The organism is Anabaena sp. UHCC 0187, from assembly GCF_009712035.1.
Classification (GTDB): Bacteria; Cyanobacteriota; Cyanobacteriia; order Cyanobacteriales; family Nostocaceae; genus Dolichospermum.
The window spans coordinates 242,917-265,003 of the sequence record NZ_VILB01000011.1 but is presented as its reverse complement, the minus strand read 5'-3'; the positions used below and the strand labels follow the sequence as shown (position 1 = coordinate 265,003).

Below are 22,087 nucleotides of genomic sequence, written 5' to 3'. Positions count from 1 at the left end.
AGTTTTAATTCACTTGGATTTTGACTGTCAGATTTTGAATTTTCTCCCCTAGCCATTTCTCAAATAACTCATTTTTTAGTGATTGTTGTAATTGAGGATCTTCTAAAGATGCGGGGAGAATTTGTTCTAATCTAAATAAGGCAAAACGTCCTTCTATTTCTATGGGATTGATCAATTTTCCAGGTGTGGTTGCGTCTACAGCCGCACGTAATACATCTGGTATAGTCCCCCGACTAATTGGTCCCATCATGCCATTAAATAATCGTTCATCTGCCAATGAATACTCTTTTGCTAGTTGTTCAAAACTACTTCCTTCTTCAATTTGAGTTTGTAGTTCTTCAGCTAGTTCTCGACTACCAACTAAAATACGCGAAAGTACGACTCTATCTAAATAAATTTTTCTGTCAATAAAGTATTCTGGCAATGTTGATTCTGTGATTAATACTTTAAGTTTTTCTAATTGAAAGCTAAAGGTAATAGATGTATGAAAAGTTGTATAATCTGTACCATTGCTTGTTAGCCATTCTTGAAACTTTTGGGCATCAGTTAGTTGATTTTTGAGGCGAAAATCAATAATTGTCTGTTCAATTAATGCCGAACTAATCTCAATATCTGTTCTGTTTTTAATTTCTTGTTCAATTACGTGCTGACGCAGGACATCACTAATAAAGTTTCCCAGTTTACCCGATATTTGTAGATATTTCACTACTTCAGTTAGGGCAATTTCTTGGTCATTTACAGTTAAAAAAGATGAAGATTCCATGAAGTGATTCTGAGCATAAAACTAAACATCTATAAGACTTTCCATCAAATAATATGTAAAACAGTAGGAAATGATATCTGGCAATAATAAAGATTCGATGAATTAAATATGTAATTAATACCGGGTAATCAAATATTTTTTTATTAAACGTAAACTAAATGATTTTAAATGACAACTATTTTTAAATCTGTAAGCAGGATGACAAAAATGATTATGTTGGGTTTCCTTGCGTCAACCCAACCTACGGAGATTTTGATTTTAGTCAAGAATTAAACAAAGATACTTTGGTAAGCTAAGGCTAATATTATCGCCGCGACTGCACCAATTAGGGTATTAAAAATATTAACAACTTCATTGGTAAGCCAAGTATATTTAGATTGCAAAGTTGCCCCAATAACACTTTCTAAATTGGTAGCGATAAATGCGGCTATTACACTCCAAATAATACCAAGGGGATTAATTAAATTTACTCCCCAACCAATGAGTGCGATCGCTATTGATGCTACCATACCAGCTAAAGTTCCTTCTAAACTGACTGCCCCTTCTGTACCTCTCGGAACTGGTTGCAGTGTCGTAATTAAAAAGGTGCTTTTACCATAAGCTTTACCAACTTCACTGGCAGTAGTATCAGAAAGTTTTGTGCTAAAACTGGCAACATAACCCAAACACAGTAAATATTTAAACTCAGGTAAAAACAATACTCCTAAAGCACACAAAGCCGCTATTAATGCTGAACCCCAAACATTTTCTGGTCCTCTGGCACCGGCACGTTTTTCCGCAATTCCTGCGGCTTCTTTTTCTGCCATACCAATGCGCGTTACCCCAGAACCGACAAGAAAATAAAATACTACCACTAGATATCCCTGCCAACCTAGTGTTCCCCAAATGACAATTCCTAATAATCCAGCATTAAGTATACCTGCGGGGGTGAGCAATTTTTTGGGAATAATTGCCACTATTCCTAGTAAAATCGCATTTAATCCTACTCCCATTAACCAAGGATTAACAGAATCTATTAAAGATAACATGAGCGATAAATCCTGAGTATTTTTGCCATAATATTATCAGATTGAATCACTCTATTTTCACTTTACCTATGAACCAAGCTATATTTCATCTCGCTTTTCCCGTGGCTGATATCTCCCAAACTAAAGCCTTTTATGTTGACGGCTTAGGCTGTATACCCGGAAGAGAAAGCCCCCATGCCTTAATTCTCAACCTCTATGGACATCAATTAGTAGCCCATATTACCAAGGATGATTTAACACCTCAAAAGGCGATTTATCCACGACATTTTGGAATAATTTTGACTAAAGAAGAAGATTGGCAAGAATTACTAGCCAGGGCAAAAAACAAAGATTTAAAGTTTCGAGAAGAACCAAAAAACCGCTTCACTGATTCCATCCTAGAACACTGCACTTTCTTTTTAGAAGACCCTTTTTATAACTTAATTGAATTTAAGTATTATCATCATCCAGAGGCAATTTTTGGCAATACTGAATATACTGGAGTTGGTGATAGAATTTAATATAACTGAGATGTCCGTAAATTAATTACACATATTAATAGTGAAAATATTGTGAATTAGGTATTCTAATTCACTTTTTTATGCAGGTTATGAAAAATTAAAACAAATTTATAGCTAACAAGTATCATGAGTATGATTTTTTTGATTATTAAAATAGATATCTTAATCTCAATTCCATTTATAGGTATTCATGATTTTGAAATTAATCTCAATCGCTGTAATAGGAATTAATGTCCAATAACATAAGCATAAGAATTTGTGGATAAAGTTTTGCTAAAAATTCGGAAAAAAATATTAAAGAAAATTTATCAATATCCATTCATAAAGTATCAAGCTGATTGCTTTTATCAAAAAGCTATAGAAAAAAATATTCACAATCTGCCTATTCTTGCACCAGAGGATATTGATTTAGTTAATCTTGTTAAAAAAGAAGGAGTTGTCATTACTACATTAGATAAATTGGGCATTATATCTACTCCTAATTTGCTTGAATCTGCCCAAATTTTGATGCCAAAAATATCACAAAATAAATTAGCTCACCCAACTCAAATTGTTGTTTATGCTAGTCCACAACAAATAATGGAGTATCCCCAAATCTTTTTGTGGGGACTTGAACAACGGTTACTGAATATCATTGAAAATTTCATTGGTTTACCAGTAGCTTATCAAGGTGTATATTTTCGTCGAGATATTGCCAATCAATTGGAAGTAGGTTCGAGATTATGGCACATAGATCAAGAAGATAGGAAGATTTTAAAAGTTATCATTTATTTAAATAATATTAGCCAAGATCATGGACCATTTCAATATATTCCTAAATCTTTAACACCAAAAATAGCTCAGTCTTTAAAATATACTTCTGGCTATATTCAAGATAAAATCATGCAAAATGTGATATCTTCAGAAATTTATAAATCATGTGCAGGAATCACTGGTACAGTAATCCTTGCTGATACTTCTAGTATTTTTCATAGAGGTAAGCCACCAATCATTTCAGATAGATTTACACTATTTTATGATTATACTTCTAGACGACATAAACAAGCATTTCATGGTACATCTATTCTGTCACGAAAGGATTTACTTCTATTGAGTAAAAATCTTTCAGGAACACAAAAAAACTGTATTTTTTGGTAAGTAGAAATTTATGGTATTACTGGTTCTGTTAATGCCTTTGCTACTATTGCTAAACTCCTAGAATCTGTTAACATTAAAGGATGTAATACCACTGGTAAAGTTATTTCTTTTCCTATGCCAATTTGCGAACTTTCCGCTGGGATAATCATTAAATCATAGGGTGTCCAAATAGATGTAAAATTCAATTGTTTTAGCATCTGCACATCTGAATTTAAATCTTCTATAAAAGGACTATGCGGACGCATTTGCATACATCCAGGCAACCACGAACCATAAGCAATAACTGTTCCTTTATGGGGTGAAGAAATGGTAATAAATCGCTGTACTCTTTCTATCCCCCCCAAACGCTGAATATAATAACGACTGATAAGACCACCCATGCTAAAACCAACTAAATCCAGTGGTTGTTCTGGTTCAAAGGTAGCAGCTATATAATTAGCTACCTGCTGCGCTAATTTATCCAAAACCTCAGCACCATTATTAGGGACTAAATCCACGGTATACACAGACAAACCTCGTTGTCTGAGATAAAGCGCCATTTTATTGAAAACTGCCCCAGTATCGTTAATACCATGCACTAATAAAACGGGGTTTTGCTGTTTTGTGGTCATGATCTTAATTTTGGATTATTGTCAATAATTTAACTCAGTATTATAATCGGAAATACAGAAAATGTGCCAGTTTGGGAATTGAATGGAGAGTATTAAGATTTATTAAATAAGTTCTCATAATCTTATAGTTATAATAAAATTTAATAATTAATTTGCGTTATCTACCAATTACCGTTGTTGACATAAAATACCTGAAAATACTTACCCATAGTAGTTATAGGTTTGTAAGTGGCAAATAATAGGTCTAATAATTGACAATAGGTAACGCAATCAAATGTAATATTACACCGTGATTTTTAACAATTTCGGTAAGATTCCAGATTATTTAAACCAGGAGAATTTTTCATGGGCTTTATCAAAAATCTAATTGCGGGTATTGTGAGTTTTATTACTGGATTGTTTAGTAAAAAAGGCAATGGCTACTACTTAGAACTCAAGGAAGAAGCTAATGCTACTCCAGCACCAGTAGCTACACCAAAAGCCGCACCAGTAGCGGTACAAACTGCACCAAAAGCCGCACCAGTTGCAGCAAAAGTCACTAAGACTGAACCTGTGAAAATAGCAGTTCCCACTGAAACCAATTTTGCCACCAAGTACCTCCTTCCTACAAATAATCCTCGTCGTCGTCCTGGGGTAAATATGAATGGCTTTTTAGATATGGCCCGGCAAGTTAAAACTCCTGGCTAAGTTTTTTTTAATTGGGATTATTTTTTGCAGATGTTTGCACAGCAGCATTTTTTGTAAAGATAATCCCACTGTATAAATGAAAAGCTGCATCCCAATGACTTTTTTCTCTCCGAAATATATTTATATGAGATGGGATTTGATTTAGGGTTTCTGTTTGGTCTATAACTGTTTGTGCAAAGGGCTTAAAATCTGACCAAATCTTAACTTCAGGCAACTGTTTATCAATCCAGTTCATCAAATTATTCCAATTAATTCTCATTGTATTTTGACTAGCTTGGGGTTTAATTTCTAAACCTTGCTGAAATTCATAGCCTTGATCATAAATTCGCAAAATACTCCGTCTTGTTGGTAGGTGTAAATCGCAAAATTGAGCATAATCTTGAGTTTTAGTTTTGCGTTCTAGTTTACCTCTAGCATTAATATCTACAACTTGTTCAAAAATTGGTAAAAGTCCCACTACTCTAGCAGTAACTTCTGATAAATCAAATGTCATAGAACCAGTTTGATTGGCTTCATTTTGACAAACTACTTTGATTTGAGATTTGTCTGCTGATAAATATTTAACTTGAAATACTTGAATTTGTTGAATTTGGGGAATTTTTACCCAAAAACAGGGAATACCTGCCTGTTGTAATTGTGCGCCATAAAATGCTAATTCTCCTATTTTACCAATGCGGTAAACTCGCCAATTTTGGCTGGGTAATGTGACTCTGGCTGTGTAAACATCTACCTGCATAATTTGGGCAAAATTGCTGGTTGCTTTGGTTTTGAGTTCGTTATTAATGGGTTCTAAAACTAATATTCCTAGTTCATTATTATCAGGTGCAGATATAGATTTAGCTATAGCTCTTTGTTTTTCTTCTTGCTTAATTTCTTCTAATCTTTGTAAACCTTGACGGGCTTGGGAGATAATTTTACTATGAGTTGTGAAGCGGAGTAATTGACGATATACTTTTTCGGCTTCCTGTGGTTGATGAGAAACTTCTTTTAACCTACCGTAATAGAGTTGTACCCAAGGATTTTCCGGTGATTCTATTAGCAGTTTTTGGAGTAATTTGGCTGCTGTCTGATAATCTTTGCATTCAAAAGCGGTAATAACTTGATCAAGCATATAGTGGTTTTAATAAGTAAAATCTAAATATTCAAATTAAAGCGGTTTCCGCTTTTATGAGGTACAAAGTTGAATCATGAAACTCTTGTGGTGTGGGCATCTTGCCCGCTAGATATGTACCTCATAACACCGGGAAGTGCTGTAAGTTAAGTTGCTGGTGGGTAATTAATAGCAATATTTACCATCATCAGGTTTAGGCTTTTCCTTAGCGGTTCGCATTGCACCTAAGATAGTGGAAATAAAAACGCAACGCTTTGCTTTACCACCAAATTTACTAGATAGGGTAATTCGTCCAAATGGAGGTTTCACACTACCAATATAATCAAATGGCACTCGTCTCACCCCATTAGACAATTGTAATGTTGATTCTTCATCTAGTTGCACAGTGGTATCTAATTGATTCCAATTAGCATTAGATGGGTGAATTGTCGCGGGATGAACTGCCCATTGGACAATATTATTTTGTTCCCGGAAACTAGCGTGGTAAGTCACTTTTTCTTTTTTAGCTTGACTTTGGGCTTCGCGCATAGCTTGATAAACTTGGTTTTGGGCAACATTTAAGCGGCGAGTATTGACAAAAGCTAACCAACTTGGTGCGGCTATTGCTGATAATATGCCGATCATAAATACGACTACTAACATTTCTAATATGGTAAAACCACCGCTAGAAATATCTAAGTTTTTTGTTAATTTAACTAAAGACAATAAATCAGTTTTGCTGTTCATTTTTATCTCTCAAGTTCTTATTCAATATTAAAGATGCAGCTATCTTAAGTATTTAAATTCAACGACTTATCTATTAATTTTTTTGATGATTCCGGTTTAGGAAAGGAGGATAAATAATTATTATCAAGGTTTTTAATGCCAATTTGGCAATGAAAATAGCCCGGTTTATAGTTAAAGATTCGTATAATGTATAATAATATAAGAATCTAACAGTTGCTAGTCCTTTTTTGCGGGTTAACGGCTTTTGCAATGCTTTACAAGTTAGATATTTATACAAGTTTGCAAGACTTAAATTGAAATTAAAATTTGGCTGTGGTGGTCTTGCCTTATATGCTTTATTCATAACCTGTAAGCAAGCTGTTTCCTGCCGATTAAGATTAGCAGAAACAGAATTACCACTAACTCTATATAGTATTTGTACAGACGGAATACAAACAAATTCAAACTTTGCAGCTAATCTTAGCCACATATCCCAATCCTGAGCCGCAGGTAGTGATTCATCAAAGCCAGATAAGGAGATTAAGGATTCTCTCTTAATTAGAGGATTAGAGCCATTTTCTAAAAAGTTAGTCACTAACAACTTTTCATAAACATCACCTTTAGCAACAACCCGTCCACCTGAAACTACAAATTCACCGGTTTCATCAATATAATCAGTCCAACTATAAGCAACTGCGGCTTGGGGATTTTCCTCTAAAGCTTTTAACTGACTTGCAAGTTTATCAGATGTCCAAATATCATCCGCATCTAAAAAGCTGACAAATTCTCCAACTGCATATTTTAAACCTCGATTACGACTAACATTACCTCCAGCATTGTCAAAAGAAAATACTTTAATGCGTGAGTCATGAATTTGGGAAATAATTTCTAAAGTTGAGTCTTTTGAGCCGTCGTTAATGATGATTAATTCCCAATTAGTGAAAGTTTGATTTAAAACAGATTCAATTGTTTTGGTAATAGTTTTTTCACAGTTATAAGCTGGGATAACTACAGAAATCCTAGGTTCGCTATTTTGACTATATTCAAGCATTATCTGAGCCTTTATTATCTATTAATCTTCGCATATAAAGCCGGCAAGAGTAAAAAGGACTGAGCATACTTGCCCAGTAAAATTCCATTTCAAACATAACAATCAAATCGCTATATATTTTCCCTCGATACTTGATGATATGCCCTAATAATCGGCGAAACCCACCTAAAATTGTGCGAGCAAATACTATAGGTATCTGCACTTTTTGGGTATTAATCAGGAGTAACTGGAAAGTAGGTAAACCGCAGCCACGAGCTATACTTAGTAAGTAATCTTTTTCTAATCTCCACTTGGGAATTTGATGATAGGAGTGCATAGCAGGGTTATACCAAATTTGCCAACCCGCTTTATGTATGTAAATTAGTGGTTCATAATCATCACCTTGGACTAAGATACCAGGTAATTTGCCACTGAGAATAGGTTTTTCGGGAACGTTTTCACGCCATACTTGTTTACGGACAACTAAAGCAGCACCGGGAGGAAGTTTTAATTTATCCCCGTCAAATTTATATGGTTTATCACCATGCTCTCTAATTGCCAAAAAAGCCTGAATTCTAGAAAAATTTTCTGGTGGACTAACTTCAAAAGCTCCATGAATTTGCCCACTCCAAACACCTGCTTGGGGATAATCAATGCCAAATTTATAAGCAGCGGCTAACCAATCAGTATCAGGTAAGTTATCATCATCTAAAAAAGCAATGATATTACCTTTTGCTTCCTTTACAGCTCGCAACCGAGCAAAGGCTGCTCCCTGTTGATTTTCTAAAAAGTAACGCAAATCAATATTATTATTTTTGGCAATCTTTTGATATTTCTCCACTAGTTCAAATGTCTGATCAGCACTATTATTATCAATGATAATAATTTCCCAATTAATGTTTTCTAAACCTGTCTGATTTAAAAGCAAATCTAACACTAAAGGTAAACGTTTTTCACCATTATAGGCAGGAATTGCAACTGTAATATCTACAGCATGAATGTTTTTTTCAATCATTGCTTTAATTGATTTAATCCTTGATTATTTACTTTTAAGGTAGCCATTTTGCCACAGATAAAATGGGCTAAATAAACTGCTGATATACAATTGCATTTCACAAGCAGCCACTAAATCAGTTTTTATTTTATTTCGATACTTGAGTAGATGTAATAAAATCTTTCGCAAATCGTTAGCTAAATAAGCTAGTAACCAAAATGGTTTATGAATAGGTTTAATATTTACCATTCTAGTAACATAACGGCTAATTCCAATACCTTGGAAAAAAGGAATTAAATATTCTCTGGTTAAACGAACTTTCGGGATTTGATGATAAAGTTCCATATCGGGGTTATACCAAATTTCCCACCCAGCTTTTTGAATATAAGACACCATTTCTATATCTTCACCAGTAATCATGTTCCCAGACACTCTACCAGTTAAAATCGTTTGACTAGGAACACTTTCTAAATAAGCTGGACGACGAATAACCAAACCAGCCGAAGGAGGAAGTATTTTTTTCTGGGCTTGATAAAGTAGAGGTAAATTTCCCCGTTCTGTAATTGCTAAAAATGGCGCTATTCTGTAAAAGTTCTCTGTGGGTTCTACTTCCCAATTGGGATGGATTTGGCTACCATAAGCCCCTGCTTGGGGATGCTGTTGACTGAAATTATAAGCGGCTGAAACCCAAGTAGAATTGGGGTAATTATCATCATCAAGAAAACCGATAAGTTCACTTTTCGCTTCTACTATGGCTTTTTTTCTAGCATAGGCTGCTCCCTGTTGGGGTTCAAAGCAGTAGTATAGCGGATAAGGACATTGCCAATTGTCTTGATAGCTTTTTACAACTTTAGCTGTATTATCTGTACTATTATTATCAACAACTACAATTGCCCAAGAAAAATGTTCTGTGTTAATTTGGTTTCGTAGCCGTTCCAGTAGTTCTGGTAAACGATGTTCACCGTTATAGGTTGGTATAGCTATTGTTAAATCAAGGCAACTATTCATTGTCTTATTTTCATATAAATTTTGGCTGGTGCGTTCTTAGAAAATGCAGATAATATCTAGTAGGAGTCAGAAAGCAAGAAGCAACAATGAGTAAAATTCTCTTGATACTTGATTTACCTGAAATCCACTTTATAGCTAATTATTTGCAACCAACATCTATATATTGCTATGTACAAGGATTTTTATATACCGTTTATTTACGGATATTTGATTTTTTATAGATACTGATTAATTTAACTACAGTCTGTGTCCTTCGCTGTTCGTATTCCCCCAATTAAACCGTCAATAATCACGCAGCGTTTTAAACTACCCGCAACACTTCCTGTGGATTGGGGTGTGGCTACCATGACTTTTAATGGTGTATCAGCGACTGTACTACCAGTTTTGTTTGCTACAGCACCTATGTAATCAAATGTAATTGTACCCGTCCCTGTTGTAGTTGCAACTATATTCTTACTAGCGTTTGTTGTATTAAAGGCTGTCAGAGAGGTGAGATTGGTATATAAAAAAACTTGTCTAGCTTGTAGTCCTAGAGTATCACCTAACGTTGTCCAACCGGAACTAGGTGGAGTAGTTCCTTGATAAATTATGTACTCAGGAATATTAGTGGTACTGTTAACTTGAAAACTGACGCTGTAATTACGTTTTTTGCTTTTAGCTTCTGTTTGTGTTTGTTTAATGACAGATAAAACTGCATCACTAGCTTTATTCAAGCGTTGTCTGCTCACAAATGTCATCCAATTAGGAGCAGCGATCGCTGATAAAATACCGATCATCAATATCACTACTAGCATTTCTATCAAGGTAAAACCAGCATCTTGACGAATGTATCGTTGACGATGAATTTGTAATGATTTGACGATTAAATTTTTAATTTTATGATTATTAGCCATGATTGATTTCTCCCGTTTATTAATGTTTACTTATACAAAAATCCCCGTCCTTGAACTCTCACGTTAGTTGCGGGAAAATAACTTTTTTTGCTATCACTATATTTGATTCTTTCTGCATCATTATCGAGCCGAGCCATTGCATTACCTCGAATGAATACCTGTGCTGTTGTATTGGCTTTATCTACACAGACATAAAACCCAGTCATACTGGTTGGTTTTATTGTTGACCAAGTTATGGCAGGTGTTGTAGTTGTAGCCGCAATGTCAGCGGGACAAGTGGCTGCTGGTACAGAAGTTGTACTTTGATCAACATAGTCAATCAGCACCGTAGCATCAGTCGTATAAGTTCCAGATTTTTTCCATTTGTTCATTCCTGCTTCTAAACCATCAGCACCATCAAAATAATCATCAAAGGGTGCAAAACCCGGAGTTGGACAGTTATCAGCATTTACATATTTTTTAGTTCCTCCACAAGTTACACCACTAGAACTTTCCACACCATCTTTAATTTGCCATCTACTAATACGAGCAGCTTTTGACCAAGTAGTGCTGGTAGAATTATCTAAATAATAGGCAACTAATGAATATACAAAAGTATCATCGTTTCCTGATGCTGTAGGAACTACATTAGTCACTAAATCTCGTTTCCAAAAAACCAGTAAAGGAGTTTTAGTAGCATCACTTGGGTAACGCAATTGAGAACTTATAGCTGTAATACCAGCCTGATCATAGATATAGATAGCCTGTTGTAAATCACGGGAAATATAATTAAGTGCAGTTTGAATTTCTTCCTCGGAATTTGCCTTAACTTGCTCATCTCTGTCAGTCGTCATCACACTAATCATGAAGCCTAACAATGGTGTGAGAATTAAAAATGAAATCACTAAGGCTACCAGCAATTCAATCAGAGTAAAACCACCAGATTTTGGAATGACTTTGGAGCTTTTTATCTGACTCCTGAGTATAAATTTAAGTGTCTTCATCATCATATAATTTTCCCTTTTTCAATAGATACACCACCATTGATTATCAAGTTTGTAGTTAGGACTTTATTCCTAAATTATGTTGGGTTTTCTTCCGTCAACCCAACCTACAAACTGTTTCTATTATTGTGGACAGTTTTGGTCTTTTTCTTCTTTCTGTGCTATCCCCAAACGAGAGCATAAACTTTGAAATGTGGTAGCACTACCGGCAATATCCACAGATCTCTCTATCATTGGTTTTTGTTTATTACCTAGTCCACTAGTTACAGATGAATCTATAGCTTGTTTACTAGTATCAGTTGCACTGGCTTCGACGGTTTTACTCAAATCAATATCTGCTCTATAAACTCGCATTCCTAACCGATAACCAGTTGTTGTTAAAGTCCCTACTACCCTAATTTGAGCAGCTTGAATATAAAACTCATCTAAGGGATTACTTGTATCTCTTGTACAGCCTGTTGTTCCTAATAAACAGATAGTTCCATCTCTTTTAGCCAGATAAAAATCCTTTTTTGCATTACTTGTAGAACTAGCACTAGGTACTGGCATTGTTGTCACAGTAAATAAATTATCTGCTTGGTTTCTAGCAGCGGTGCTAGTTACTGCTGTTAGGGAAATAATGTTTTCTGGTGCTGGAATAGACCCACCTCTTACCCCATCAATAAAAGAGTTTGCCACTTGAGCAGACTTTTCTATGCGTTTAGCTTGGACTCGAATAGCGGTGGACATAACTAAAACGGGTGCTGTAGATGCTAACAGAATTGCTACAACTACCATGCTAATGAGAGATTCAATAATGGTAAAACCAGAATCATCGGTAGATGGATTTTGTTGCTGTCGTTGAATTTTTAGCATTGTTTATCACCCGGTTTTAAGTTTTAGGATTTGCACTAGGATTTGCACGTATCAGGACGCTGTTCTGTATCTATGGCGTAATTAGTGGGACTAGGAGTAGGATCAGCAGTAGTAGGGAGAGGAACTTCTTTAGCACATAGTAACTGCTGTACCCATCTGTCATCTCTACCAACTTCCCGGAAATACTCATCTGGTAAATCAGGTGGTGTAAATACCAGTTTACTGGCAAATAAGTCAGGAGATTGTGATAAGAGTGCTACATCATAACCCCACTGTCTGTTAGGAGGAAGATAACCTGTACCTTGACCGCTATTGATCAGAATTGCATATAAGAGATTATTATCACTAGTAGACAAAGCTGTAGCAAATGGACCTGTAGCATAGGCACTCTTTTTCACCTGCATGAAAGCACCACTAATTTTAGCTGTGGCAGTACCTCCGGATTGTTGCCAGTTTTGCATAAACCGGACAAAGTTATGCAACCCACCATTATCTTCTGTGTTATTAGTGCTAAAACGAGCCGGACTATCTCCTGCGGCTACAATTAGGTTGAAAGTGGCAACTCGGTTAGCAGCAGGCGTACTATCAAGAAAAGCACTTTGTAGCCAATTTTTATTGTCTATTCCTCCTGTGAGATTCTTGGGATTGGGATTTAGGTTAGTTTCAGTCGCAAAGGGGTATCGAATTTGTAATACTGGTTCTAAACGTCCAGATACTTCTCTGAGCCAAGGAATACTCTCTATGGTTGTGGATACGGTGACTATTGCTGGTGTGCTTGTTCCATTTACTGGATATTCTTTTAATTTTCTTGATCCATTTCCACCAGGATCTCCGTAATAAGTCAGGGGAGTGACGGGTAAAGTATAATTAGGCGAAGCAGGATTTCTCTCACGTTTAAGAGCAAGTCTTCTAAATGGTAATGCTTCCCAACCGTTTGAACCTCCATTGGGTCCGGCGAATCCTGTTTTGATAGCAACAATACTTGAATTTATATCGCCATCTAGCCAAATATTTTGTCCATTAGTACCGTTGTATCCTGAGAGAGCAACATTAGTCAATGCCCATCTTCTGTTCTTAACAGCACATTGAGCAGCAGTGTCTGTTGAACTACAATCGCAGTCAGTTGCTACTGATGACGTGCAAACTTCATAAGCATAAGCAAAACCAGGAATATTCCATGGCGTTTGATTTCCCGTTCGTTTTGGTAGCCACCTTATCAGTGGTGTAACAAAGTTATTAACGTAGGAACTACCTTGGTAGCCTGTTGTTGTAGTATCAAAGTCTCTAGGAAAACTTACATTACCAGAAGTAGTATCATCCCACGTACCTAATGGAGCATAGGAATTGAATTTTGAAAGGGAATAACCTGGTGGTAAAGTTAAATCATCTAAGGTATTATTCCAGTCATATTCTCCTTCCTCACGGAAACCCTCTCTAAAGTTACTCGTCAGTAAGGTGACAGCATCAGCTAATACTGTAGCAGGTCGCCATTCATCACCCGTGGGACAACTGAATCGAGGATCACCAGAACGACAAGCAAAGTTAGGATTGAGGTTGCTACTAGTACGAGTGTAGAAGTTGCCGTAATCAGATGCTAATGCAGTTGTATATTCTTCTTGAGTGTGTAGATTAAAGTCACCTTTAATATACACAGGTAAATTAGTCGCTAAAATTAATCCTTTTTCCTCTTCTCGGTAGGCTTGTGTCCGCCAAATTTTACTACCACTGACCAACATAATACCGTTAGGACGACGAGTGGGGTCAAGTTCATAGTCAACAGGATTAACTAGCTTATTTGCTTCAGTTACTTGACTTGTTGCCGGGGAAACAGGTAGAGGTAGAGGAAATGGGGAAGAAGTCGGTATATCTGCACTCATGTCTGGTAAAGCATCATCACGAGTTGCATAGATAATACCGCTATTGGGTAATAAATATTCTTTTGGAGATGCTCCACTAATCTCTTTTGTCCGTAGCAGGTTGAGGTCTAGAACAGTAGCCCGAATTTCTAGAGGTTGTCTGTCTTGGACAGGAAGATTATAAGTTGTAGAGGGAACAAGAACCTTATCATCAGTTAGCGGTGTTCCCGACCCAGAATTTTGTTTTACCTCTCTAGAGTCCAAAAAGGCTACTTCTCGAATAGCGCCATGAGGAATAACTGAATCACTAGGACTAAGACTACCATCTAAAATTTGGAGGGCGCAAATCTGAGCATCAATAGCAGACCGTTCGGAAATGGTACGACTTGCTGCTGTTTTACCTAATGCTTTAGCTAGTAGTCCATCATCTATTAACCGTCCATTGGGATAGGTTAACGTAGCTTGATATGCCAGAAGTTGAGAATAATTAGTTTCAGTTCTGGTAGGTGCAGGGTAAACTATACCATTGTTGGACAAACCATTCGCATCCTTGAGAATAGCAGGAGTATTAGCAGCATTAGGTGTAGGAGTATTATTAGTATTAGCTAAAGTATTAGCAGCAGCAGGTAGGTCAGATCGATTTCTGAGAGTAGTGCTATTAGTGGGAACATAAAAACTACTCACACAAGCTATGGGCTGCGGTGTTTGCTGGTTGTAACCAGTACCTTTGTAGTGATAAACTGCTGTAGCCCGCATTTGCAGAAACGGTGTTCTGGATTCATCTATTGTTGTAGTGCTGGGATTATCAGCAATTTCCCGCCATTTGTATGTGATGCTAGGGTTATACACCGAATATGGTGTAATAGTTTTGTTAGTTGGTCCTAGTGATTGCGGTACTGGGTTACTATCTGGCCAAATTATTTTGATCGGATTGTTGGTAGTAGTGAAAGCCGCAGGAGTCTCAGTATCCCTCAAATAAATTCCTGCACCAGTCACAACCCGCAAACCACCCACTGCTTCAGTCGGGTCAGCAGGTACTTTGGCTGCGGCTAATTCCCATTCTCCATCTCTACTGGTATCGCCCACATCAGCTAATGTTTGCACTAAAGACTTTCGAGTCCGGGTTTTAGTTGTATCTCCAGCATCCCATTTAACACCACTAATATCTTGGGTATCAGCCACCCCTGAACTAACAAATGCTGATTTGGTTTTATCCCACCAGATTTGCGGTAAGTTATTACCAACTATAACTCTGTCACCTACTTGTCCTTCTACGCCACTGGCATTTTTCAGTGCTATTGGTTCTGTGGCTTTTGGTTCTAAAGATGCACCACTAATATTTAGTCCTACTTTTGTAAAGCTAGTAGCAATTTTGCCATCGGTTGGACTTACGGGATATATCCACGTATCATTGGGACGCAGACTATCAAGACCACCTTGCACTAATGGGCTAGGAGATGTATCTGTCGCGTTAAAAGCAACTTCTGTATAAGGTACACGACGAGTCCGTTTTCTGAAATAATACTCTATTTGTTGACGGCGATATTTAGTTCTATCTGCTCCCGTCAAAGTTTGTCCTAAAGCTTTCTCTTTCGCTGCCAAACCTGTGGTTACTTCTGAGGGATCAGTAGTTTCAGCTTTAGCTATTTGATCATTAATTAATATATTAATCCGATTCACATAGGCTAGGTTATTATAGGCTGTTTTAGCAGGACTACTAGTGGCTGATTTTACCCAAGGAGTATTACCAATGGTAATATTTTTACCTTTGTATAAATCAACAGTGGGAACTTTAGAAGATGAATCACCTGTAGAACCAAAACCACCAACTGCTGTATTACCACCGACAATTATTTTGGCGTTTTTAGCCTCATAGTAACAAGATGATGTACTACTAACTTGATAAAATTTGATAGTTCCACCATTCATACCAGATGTCAAGAAGTTACTATTAGTAAATACTGCACCATTCAAATTAAAGTCAGCACCGGGAGTTAGTGCTATGTCATCTTCATAAACAACGGCGTTATTGTTTGGGGGTATTTGCACTCTGTCTTGTTGATATTCTACTGCGGCAAACCCTTTGTTACCTTTGTATATTTCATAATTTGTATCACTACCATAAGTGCTATTAGTAGTAATAGGTATGGTGGCTGTGTACACAAATAAGGATTTCTTTAACTCGTTATTTTGTTTAACCCAACCGGTACTACCTACTAATGTCGCGCTGGTATTTGCACCACAATTGTCATCTAAACTTACTTCGGCCATTGGTGGTGTTCTCCCTTCCAAGGGATTTCTTTTCCGGCTATATTTACCACCGGTCTCGACTGAGGGGGTTCTAAAGTAAATCCCATAAATGTTATAGCTATCAAATTTCCCGTTGTTGTCTGTATCTACAGGAAATTTCCAAGCTGTTCTGGAAGTTTCATTGTCGGATAGTTTTGTAGTGGGAGTTGGGGCATCAATTTTGCTATTACCATCAACATCAAAACTTATTTGCAGCGTTGTTTCATCACCAAATGTGTATTTGTCTATATTGCTAACAATAACATTGTACAAAGCATCATCTGTCGGTGTCGCTCTTGGTAGGGTTTTATCAGCAAATAATTGATTAATTTTCGCTCTACCTCGATCAATTGCTGGGGTAACAGCACTCAAAACAGCTTGATTTACCCTAACATTACTGGCATTTTTCGCCCGATCAAAAGAGCGAAACATAATAGCAGTGGTTAATAAAACTACTACTACCGATACCATTACCACCGTTGGTAATACGAAACCTGCGTTAGCTGCATTTTGTTGTTTCTGAGTACCAAAAACAGTTCGCAGCAACCAAATAAGTTGTTTTTTTGTCTTTACTAAAAACCGCCGGATAAATCTTGTCGAGAGTCTTGTGATTGTTGTTAATGGGTGACGTTTTCGAGACATAACTGCTTCCCCGTCAAGTAATTGAAGTGAGTATATTTTGTTAATGATTACGAATAATCCTGACTGCCGAATATAGGGCAGTACATTATATTGAACGGAGCAACTACTGGGTTTTAATAGTCATAGTTGCCAATAAAAAGTAGTTAATAAGCTCAAATACACTGAGCCTGATTCTATTTCGGTTATAACATTGTTGATACCAAAGCTCTAAACTGGAAAATACTGAACTTTTTGATTTCTTCAAAAACCAATACTATCCACTTATAGATACTGGTAGTGTATTTACATAGATGGATACTGAGTTGAGTTAAGCATTTTATTTCCTGATAAACATAGCATTTTTATACTACCCAGTTTTTTAAGAAAAAATATCACTCGTAAATATAAAGTTGTAAAGATGGGAATTTAGACCAAGGGAAATGGGCGGGCTAGAAGCCCACCCCACAAGAGTTATATATTATATTTATTGTGGGGTAGGCATCCTGCCTGCCCATGTTTATATTTTCTGCAATTGCGCTACCCTAGGATCAACAATTTTTTGTCCTAGACTAGCGAATTTAATCGCTACAGAAACTTTATTTCCTTCTCCGAATACGTGGGTAATTTCCCCAAGCCCAAAGGACTTATGCAAGACCCTATCACCTACCTGCCAAATTGCGTTGGGGGTTTGTTTGCTAGGGGTTGCAGATGGGGTTTTAGTCAGGCTACGGGTAACTTTATTTTGGGTAGTTAGTAATTCTGCTGGTAATTCATCCAGAAATTGCGATCGCATTGCAGGTTCTCGTGAACCATATAAACGGCGTTCCCTCGCATGGGAGAGAAACAAACGTTCTTGAGCGCGGGTAATACCTACATAACATAAACGGCGTTCTTCTTCTAAGAGTGAAGGATCTTGTAAAGAACGATAACCAGGAAAAAGTCCCTGTTCTAATCCCACTAAAAAGACTACAGGAAATTCTAACCCTTTAGAAGCGTGTAACGTCATTAAGGAAACTGCTGTTTGTCCTTCTTTTAAATTATCTAAATCAGAACTCAAAGCCGCACTTTGCAAAAATGCCTGTAAAGAAATATCTTCTCCTTCATTTTCTTCCTGGAATTGCAACATAGCATTATACAATTCATTGACGTTACTGATTCTATTATCAGCTTCATCTGTGCCTTGATCTTGCAATTCTTTGATATAATTAGAATCTTCTAAAATCCCTTGCAATATTTCTGAACCGGGAACTATTTTAATTTGTTCTTGACGGTTTTGAATCATATTTGCAAAATTATTTACAGCTTTGGATGAACGTCCTGCTAAGGTATTTACAGAAGTTTCATCGCTCAATATTTCCCATAATGTTGTTCCTAATTGCTGGGAAGCATTCACCAAAGCATCAACAGTAGATTTACCAATTCCCCGACGGGGTGTGTTGATAACTCGCAATAAACTCACAGTATCGGCTGGGTTATTGATAGCTCTTAAATATGCAACAGCATCTTTAATTTCTTTGCGATCATAAAACTTCATTCCTCCCACAACTGTATAAGGAATTTGATATTTAACTAATAATTCTTCAAAGGGTCGAGATTGGGCATTAGTTCGATATAAAATCGCAAAGTTACCCCAATTTAACTCTGGGTTTTGATTTTCTAAGGTGCGAATTTGGTTAATGACAAAAGCCGCTTCTGCCATTTCTTCATCAGCTTTATGACAATAAATTGCTTCCCCCGGTTCTCTTGTGGCTTTGAGAATTTTATCAATGCGTTGGGTATTATTTTCAATTAATTCATTAGCAGCTTGCAGAATATTTTCACAAGAGCGATAATTTTCTTCTAACTTCACCATAGAACGGGTATCATCATCTGCTAAACCATCGCCAAAATTCTCCTGAAATTCTAGCAAAATGGTAAAATCTGCCATTCTAAAACTGTAAATTGATTGATCTGCATCACCAACAACAAACACAGACCGATTTTGCCATTCCCATTCGCTTTTACGCTTTTCGCCGTTTGTCACCAAAAGCTGAATTAAATCGTATTGAGTGCGGTTGGTATCTTGATATTCATCAACAAGAATATGACAGAATTTGCGATGCCAATAAGCTAAAACTTGCTCATTTTGTTGAAATAATCTGGTAGGAATTAAAATTAAATCATCAAAATCTAAGGCGTTATTTTGAGCTAGTTTATCTTGATAGCGATTATAGACATCTGTAATGACTCTACCTCGATAATCTTGGTGTTCACTTTCAAATTGCTGGGGTGATAAGCCTTGGTTTTTAGCATTACTAATAGCGTAACGAATAGATTTAGGTTCAAATTTCTTACTATCTAAATTTAAATCTTTAGTAACTATTTCTTTAATCACACTTTGCACATCAGATTCATCAAAGATAGAAAAGTTTTTATTCCATTTTCTGCCTTTTTCATCTTGAAATTTTTCGATATCCCAGCGCAGAATCCGCGAGAATAAACTGTGAAATGTGCCACACCACATATCTTTAATAGTCGTGCGGTAAACCTGGGATTTTAGTAAGCTTTGTTCATATTCTGTCAGCAAATCAAACTTTTTACCATGTTGAGTCATGGCTAATTGTTCCGCAAATATTCTTTGAATTCTTTCCTTCATTTCCCTAGCGGCTTTGTTCGTAAATGTCACCGCGAGGATATTTTCAGGATTAACACGATGTTGAAGAATCAAGTTAGCAATGCGATAAGTAAGCGCACGGGTTTTCCCTGAACCAGCACCAGCAACCACTAGCAATGGTCCGCAGTGGTGTTCAACGGCTTGACGTTGACTAGGGTTAAGGTGACTGAGAAAATTAATACTTGTTGTCATGAACTATAAAAACTATAAAAACGATGAAAATTAAAATTTACAGCAGATTGTCAATAACTGCGGTAGAAAGTCTAAAAATCAAAACTCAAAAGACTTTCATTTCTTCTCCCTTCTCCCTTCTCCCTTTTTTCTTCTTTCTTCTCCTGACTCCTGACTCCTGACTCCTTCTCCTGCTATTCCTGCACTGTTAAAGGCAGAACCACCGTAAAACTAGAACCAACACCAGGTTGACTATTGACAATGATGTCACCACTCATCATTTGACAAAAATGGCGACTAATTGCTAATCCTAACCCAGTCCCGCCATATTTCTTGGTTGTAGAATTATCTCCCTGAGTAAAAGGTTGAAATAATTTTTCTTGTTGGCTGGGAGTCATGCCAATCCCTGTATCTGTCACCATAAAACTAATCACACCTAAAGGTGCTGCTTTCAGGTTGCTTGTTTTATCAGTTTTTACAGTTAGGGTAATTTTACCGTTACTAGTAAATTTAGCGGCGTTGCTGAGTAAGTTTAATAATACCTGTCTTACCCGTGTCTGATCTGCATACAGCGTTCCCAGTTCTTGATCACAAATGACTACTAATGTATTCCCATTTTTATCAATGGATGAGTTAATCGTGAGAATGACATTATTAATTAAATTATTAATAGCAAATGTTTCTGGGTAAAGATTCATTTTCCCAGCTTCAATTTTTGATAAATCCAGGATATCGTTAATTAGTTCTAATAAATGTCTACCTGCGGAGTTAATAGTTTCTAAATCAGTGATGAAATCTGCGGATAAATCTATATCTATCGCATCATCTTTGAGTAATTGACTTAAACCAATTACCGCATTTAGTGGCGTGCGTAACTCATGACTAACATTCGCTAAAAATTGGCTTTTGGCTTTACTAGCAGCTTCCGCTAATTCTTTGGCTTGTTGTAGTTCTTTGGTTCTTTTGGAAACCCTTTCAATCAAGAAATTGAGAGATTTAGCTAATAAGCCAATTTCATCGTCGGTAGTGACAGGTGCGCGTAAGTCAAAATTAGATTTTCGGGCGACTTGTTCAGCGATTTGGGTGACAGTAACTACTGGTTCAGCGATCGCTCGACTGGTCCGCCAAGCTATAATAGCAGCAATGGCGGCTGATGCCACCATACTCATAATAATAATCGCTCTTTCCACAAATCTAGCCTGTTCTACCTCTACCTGTCGAGCTTGTTCTTGGGCTTGAGCAGTGTGTAATATCTTAGTTAGCTGATTTGATAAATTCTCTAATTTTATCGCTATGTCACCACGCATAATTCTCAGTAAGTCTTCTCGCGCTGAAGCAATTTGCTGTGACTGCAAATTTTGGGAATCTAACTTTTGTAAAACATCTTCAATTTGATGGATATACAATTTTAAATTAGTGGCATAATCTTGCAATAAATTCCCTAAAGTAGCACTAGTAGCTGCCAATTTTTTGGGCTTACTATCTATAAATTCCCCAATGCGTTTTTCTAATTTCTGGGCTTTAGCTACAGAATTGAGAAATTCAGTTTTTTTATAATTCAGCTTTTGTGCATCTTCCAATACAGCAACTAAATTAGAACTATATAACTTCGCTTCCAGAATCTCCCTTTGATACTGACTTAACAATTCTTTTTGTTCATTAGCTTGATTAAATTGTCTAACTTCTCTACCCCGGTAGTAGTTAGCCAATACCAATCCAGTTAAAGAGCCAAAAAAGCCAATAGCAATAGCCACAAGGTATCCATAGCCGATTTTCTGGTGGATACGCCAAGATCCGGCTTTGAGTTTCCCACGGGAGGGAAATTCTATAGTGGGAAGTTCGTCTGATGTTGGTTCTTCAGGTGACACTTTTTTGCTTTACGAACTGCTCTCAATAATGTTTGGTGTAAATTATACCTACCCAAGTTTTTCTCCCCAACTTTGCCAAAACCACCACACTAGTTTAACTTGTATAGGGTTATTGACTACACAATCTTGCTTATTCCCTATTCTCTTTTCACCAACTAGCAACTTATGTTACTAGATTTTGAGTAAAGTTTTGTCATACTTGTTAACAAGTCTAGATAAGATAAACCAATAATCTCTAATTCTCTGACTTTTATCAGTGAAAGAAGTGTAAATTAACAGCCATTTGGTTGTAAATTTCTAGGTAAGGAACTCAACTTTCAAAAT

Annotated in this window: 17 protein-coding genes; 3 read left to right on the top strand and 14 right to left on the bottom strand. The window is 36.7% G+C overall.

Annotated features, from left to right (window positions below):
* Nucleotides 1-4: 4 nt before the first annotated feature.
* The gene (locus FJR11_RS10270; protein ID WP_168503588.1) at nt 5-763 is read right to left on the bottom strand and encodes a peptidylprolyl isomerase; all 759 of its coding nucleotides are present in this window, start codon (nt 761-763) and stop codon (nt 5-7) included.
* Nucleotides 764-1,032: 269 nt separating this feature from the next.
* Complete coding sequence (locus tag FJR11_RS10265) at nt 1,033-1,791, bottom strand: TIGR00297 family protein (protein WP_168503587.1); 759 nt, start codon at nt 1,789-1,791, stop codon at nt 1,033-1,035.
* 68 nt (nt 1,792-1,859) lie between these two features.
* Here FJR11_RS10265 and FJR11_RS10260 point away from each other — a divergent pair, with 68 nt between their 5' ends.
* A complete protein-coding gene (locus FJR11_RS10260) occupies nt 1,860-2,291 on the top strand; it encodes a VOC family protein (protein WP_168503586.1) in 432 nt (143 codons plus the stop codon).
* A gap of 258 nt (nt 2,292-2,549) precedes the next feature.
* Nucleotides 2,550-3,428 (top strand): 2OG-Fe(II) oxygenase, encoded by an 879-nt coding sequence (locus tag FJR11_RS10255; protein ID WP_168503585.1) that lies wholly within the window; start codon nt 2,550-2,552, stop codon nt 3,426-3,428.
* Nucleotides 3,429-3,436: 8 nt separating this feature from the next.
* Here the strand turns inward: FJR11_RS10255 and FJR11_RS10250 are convergent, their stop codons facing one another.
* Complete coding sequence (locus tag FJR11_RS10250; RefSeq protein ID WP_168503584.1) at nt 3,437-4,039, bottom strand: triacylglycerol lipase; 603 nt, start codon at nt 4,037-4,039, stop codon at nt 3,437-3,439.
* Nucleotides 4,040-4,384: 345 nt separating this feature from the next.
* Between FJR11_RS10250 and FJR11_RS10245 the strand changes: the two genes are divergently transcribed.
* A complete protein-coding gene (locus FJR11_RS10245; protein ID WP_168503583.1) occupies nt 4,385-4,726 on the top strand; it encodes a hypothetical protein in 342 nt (113 codons plus the stop codon).
* A gap of 7 nt (nt 4,727-4,733) precedes the next feature.
* Here the strand turns inward: FJR11_RS10245 and FJR11_RS10240 are convergent, their stop codons facing one another.
* The 11 genes from FJR11_RS10240 to FJR11_RS10190 all read right to left on the bottom strand — a co-directional run bounded on the left by FJR11_RS10240 (nt 4,734) and on the right by FJR11_RS10190 (nt 21,763).
* Nucleotides 4,734-5,837 carry a tetratricopeptide repeat protein gene (locus FJR11_RS10240; RefSeq protein WP_168503582.1) on the bottom strand — a complete coding sequence of 368 codons (1,104 nt, stop codon included), beginning with the start codon at nt 5,835-5,837 and terminating at the stop codon, nt 4,734-4,736.
* 165 nt (nt 5,838-6,002) lie between these two features.
* Nucleotides 6,003-6,563, bottom strand: coding sequence for a type II secretion system protein (locus FJR11_RS10235; protein ID WP_168503581.1), 561 nt, complete (start codon nt 6,561-6,563; stop codon nt 6,003-6,005).
* 73 nt (nt 6,564-6,636) lie between these two features.
* Nucleotides 6,637-7,593 (bottom strand): glycosyltransferase, encoded by a 957-nt coding sequence (locus tag FJR11_RS10230; RefSeq protein WP_168503580.1) that lies wholly within the window; start codon nt 7,591-7,593, stop codon nt 6,637-6,639.
* Nucleotides 7,586-8,587 carry a hormogonium polysaccharide biosynthesis glycosyltransferase HpsE gene (gene hpsE / locus FJR11_RS10225; protein ID WP_168503579.1) on the bottom strand — a complete coding sequence of 334 codons (1,002 nt, stop codon included), beginning with the start codon at nt 8,585-8,587 and terminating at the stop codon, nt 7,586-7,588. Before hpsE (FJR11_RS10225) ends, FJR11_RS10230 begins: the two co-directional genes overlap by 8 nt.
* Before the next feature lie 24 nt (nt 8,588-8,611).
* Nucleotides 8,612-9,574: a hormogonium polysaccharide biosynthesis glycosyltransferase HpsE gene (gene hpsE, locus FJR11_RS10220; RefSeq protein ID WP_168503578.1), complete on the bottom strand. Its 963-nt coding sequence runs from the start codon at nt 9,572-9,574 to the stop codon at nt 8,612-8,614.
* 233 nt (nt 9,575-9,807) lie between these two features.
* Nucleotides 9,808-10,467 (bottom strand): Tfp pilus assembly protein FimT/FimU, encoded by a 660-nt coding sequence (locus FJR11_RS10215; RefSeq protein ID WP_168503577.1) that lies wholly within the window; start codon nt 10,465-10,467, stop codon nt 9,808-9,810.
* A gap of 26 nt (nt 10,468-10,493) precedes the next feature.
* A complete protein-coding gene (gene hpsC / locus FJR11_RS10210; RefSeq protein ID WP_371417498.1) occupies nt 10,494-11,456 on the bottom strand; it encodes a hormogonium polysaccharide secretion pseudopilin HpsC in 963 nt (320 codons plus the stop codon).
* A gap of 117 nt (nt 11,457-11,573) precedes the next feature.
* Nucleotides 11,574-12,305 carry a hormogonium polysaccharide secretion pseudopilin HpsB gene (gene hpsB, locus FJR11_RS10205; protein ID WP_168503576.1) on the bottom strand — a complete coding sequence of 244 codons (732 nt, stop codon included), beginning with the start codon at nt 12,303-12,305 and terminating at the stop codon, nt 11,574-11,576.
* 35 nt (nt 12,306-12,340) lie between these two features.
* Nucleotides 12,341-17,092 (bottom strand): hormogonium polysaccharide biosynthesis protein HpsA, encoded by a 4,752-nt coding sequence (gene hpsA / locus FJR11_RS10200; protein WP_168503575.1) that lies wholly within the window; start codon nt 17,090-17,092, stop codon nt 12,341-12,343.
* Nucleotides 17,093-17,588: 496 nt separating this feature from the next.
* Nucleotides 17,589-19,916, bottom strand: a complete 2,328-nt coding sequence (gene pcrA, locus FJR11_RS10195; protein WP_168503574.1) for a DNA helicase PcrA — start codon at nt 19,914-19,916, stop codon at nt 17,589-17,591.
* A gap of 173 nt (nt 19,917-20,089) precedes the next feature.
* Nucleotides 20,090-21,763, bottom strand: coding sequence for an ATP-binding protein (locus FJR11_RS10190; RefSeq protein WP_168503573.1), 1,674 nt, complete (start codon nt 21,761-21,763; stop codon nt 20,090-20,092).
* Between the last annotated feature and the right edge of the window lie 324 nt (nt 21,764-22,087).

What these genes read in the sequence shown, in the direction of transcription:
- FJR11_RS10270 (WP_168503588.1), bottom strand. Translation starts at nt 763, where the DNA reads ATGGAATCTTCATCTTTTTTAACTGTAAATGACCAAGAAATTGCCCTA.
- FJR11_RS10265 (WP_168503587.1), bottom strand. Translation starts at nt 1,791, where the DNA reads ATGTTATCTTTAATAGATTCTGTTAATCCTTGGTTAATGGGAGTAGGA.
- FJR11_RS10260 (WP_168503586.1), top strand. Translation starts at nt 1,860, where the DNA reads ATGAACCAAGCTATATTTCATCTCGCTTTTCCCGTGGCTGATATCTCC.
- FJR11_RS10250 (WP_168503584.1), bottom strand. Translation starts at nt 4,039, where the DNA reads ATGACCACAAAACAGCAAAACCCCGTTTTATTAGTGCATGGTATTAAC.
- FJR11_RS10245 (WP_168503583.1), top strand. Translation starts at nt 4,385, where the DNA reads ATGGGCTTTATCAAAAATCTAATTGCGGGTATTGTGAGTTTTATTACT.
- FJR11_RS10240 (WP_168503582.1), bottom strand. Translation starts at nt 5,837, where the DNA reads ATGCTTGATCAAGTTATTACCGCTTTTGAATGCAAAGATTATCAGACA.
- FJR11_RS10235 (WP_168503581.1), bottom strand. Translation starts at nt 6,563, where the DNA reads ATGAACAGCAAAACTGATTTATTGTCTTTAGTTAAATTAACAAAAAAC.
- FJR11_RS10230 (WP_168503580.1), bottom strand. Translation starts at nt 7,593, where the DNA reads ATGCTTGAATATAGTCAAAATAGCGAACCTAGGATTTCTGTAGTTATC.
- hpsE (WP_168503579.1), bottom strand. Translation starts at nt 8,587, where the DNA reads ATGATTGAAAAAAACATTCATGCTGTAGATATTACAGTTGCAATTCCT.
- hpsE (WP_168503578.1), bottom strand. Translation starts at nt 9,574, where the DNA reads ATGAATAGTTGCCTTGATTTAACAATAGCTATACCAACCTATAACGGT.
- FJR11_RS10215 (WP_168503577.1), bottom strand. Translation starts at nt 10,467, where the DNA reads ATGGCTAATAATCATAAAATTAAAAATTTAATCGTCAAATCATTACAA.
- hpsC (WP_371417498.1), bottom strand. Translation starts at nt 11,456, where the DNA reads ATGATGATGAAGACACTTAAATTTATACTCAGGAGTCAGATAAAAAGC.
- hpsB (WP_168503576.1), bottom strand. Translation starts at nt 12,305, where the DNA reads ATGCTAAAAATTCAACGACAGCAACAAAATCCATCTACCGATGATTCT.
- hpsA (WP_168503575.1), bottom strand. Translation starts at nt 17,092, where the DNA reads ATGTCTCGAAAACGTCACCCATTAACAACAATCACAAGACTCTCGACA.
- pcrA (WP_168503574.1), bottom strand. Translation starts at nt 19,916, where the DNA reads ATGACAACAAGTATTAATTTTCTCAGTCACCTTAACCCTAGTCAACGT.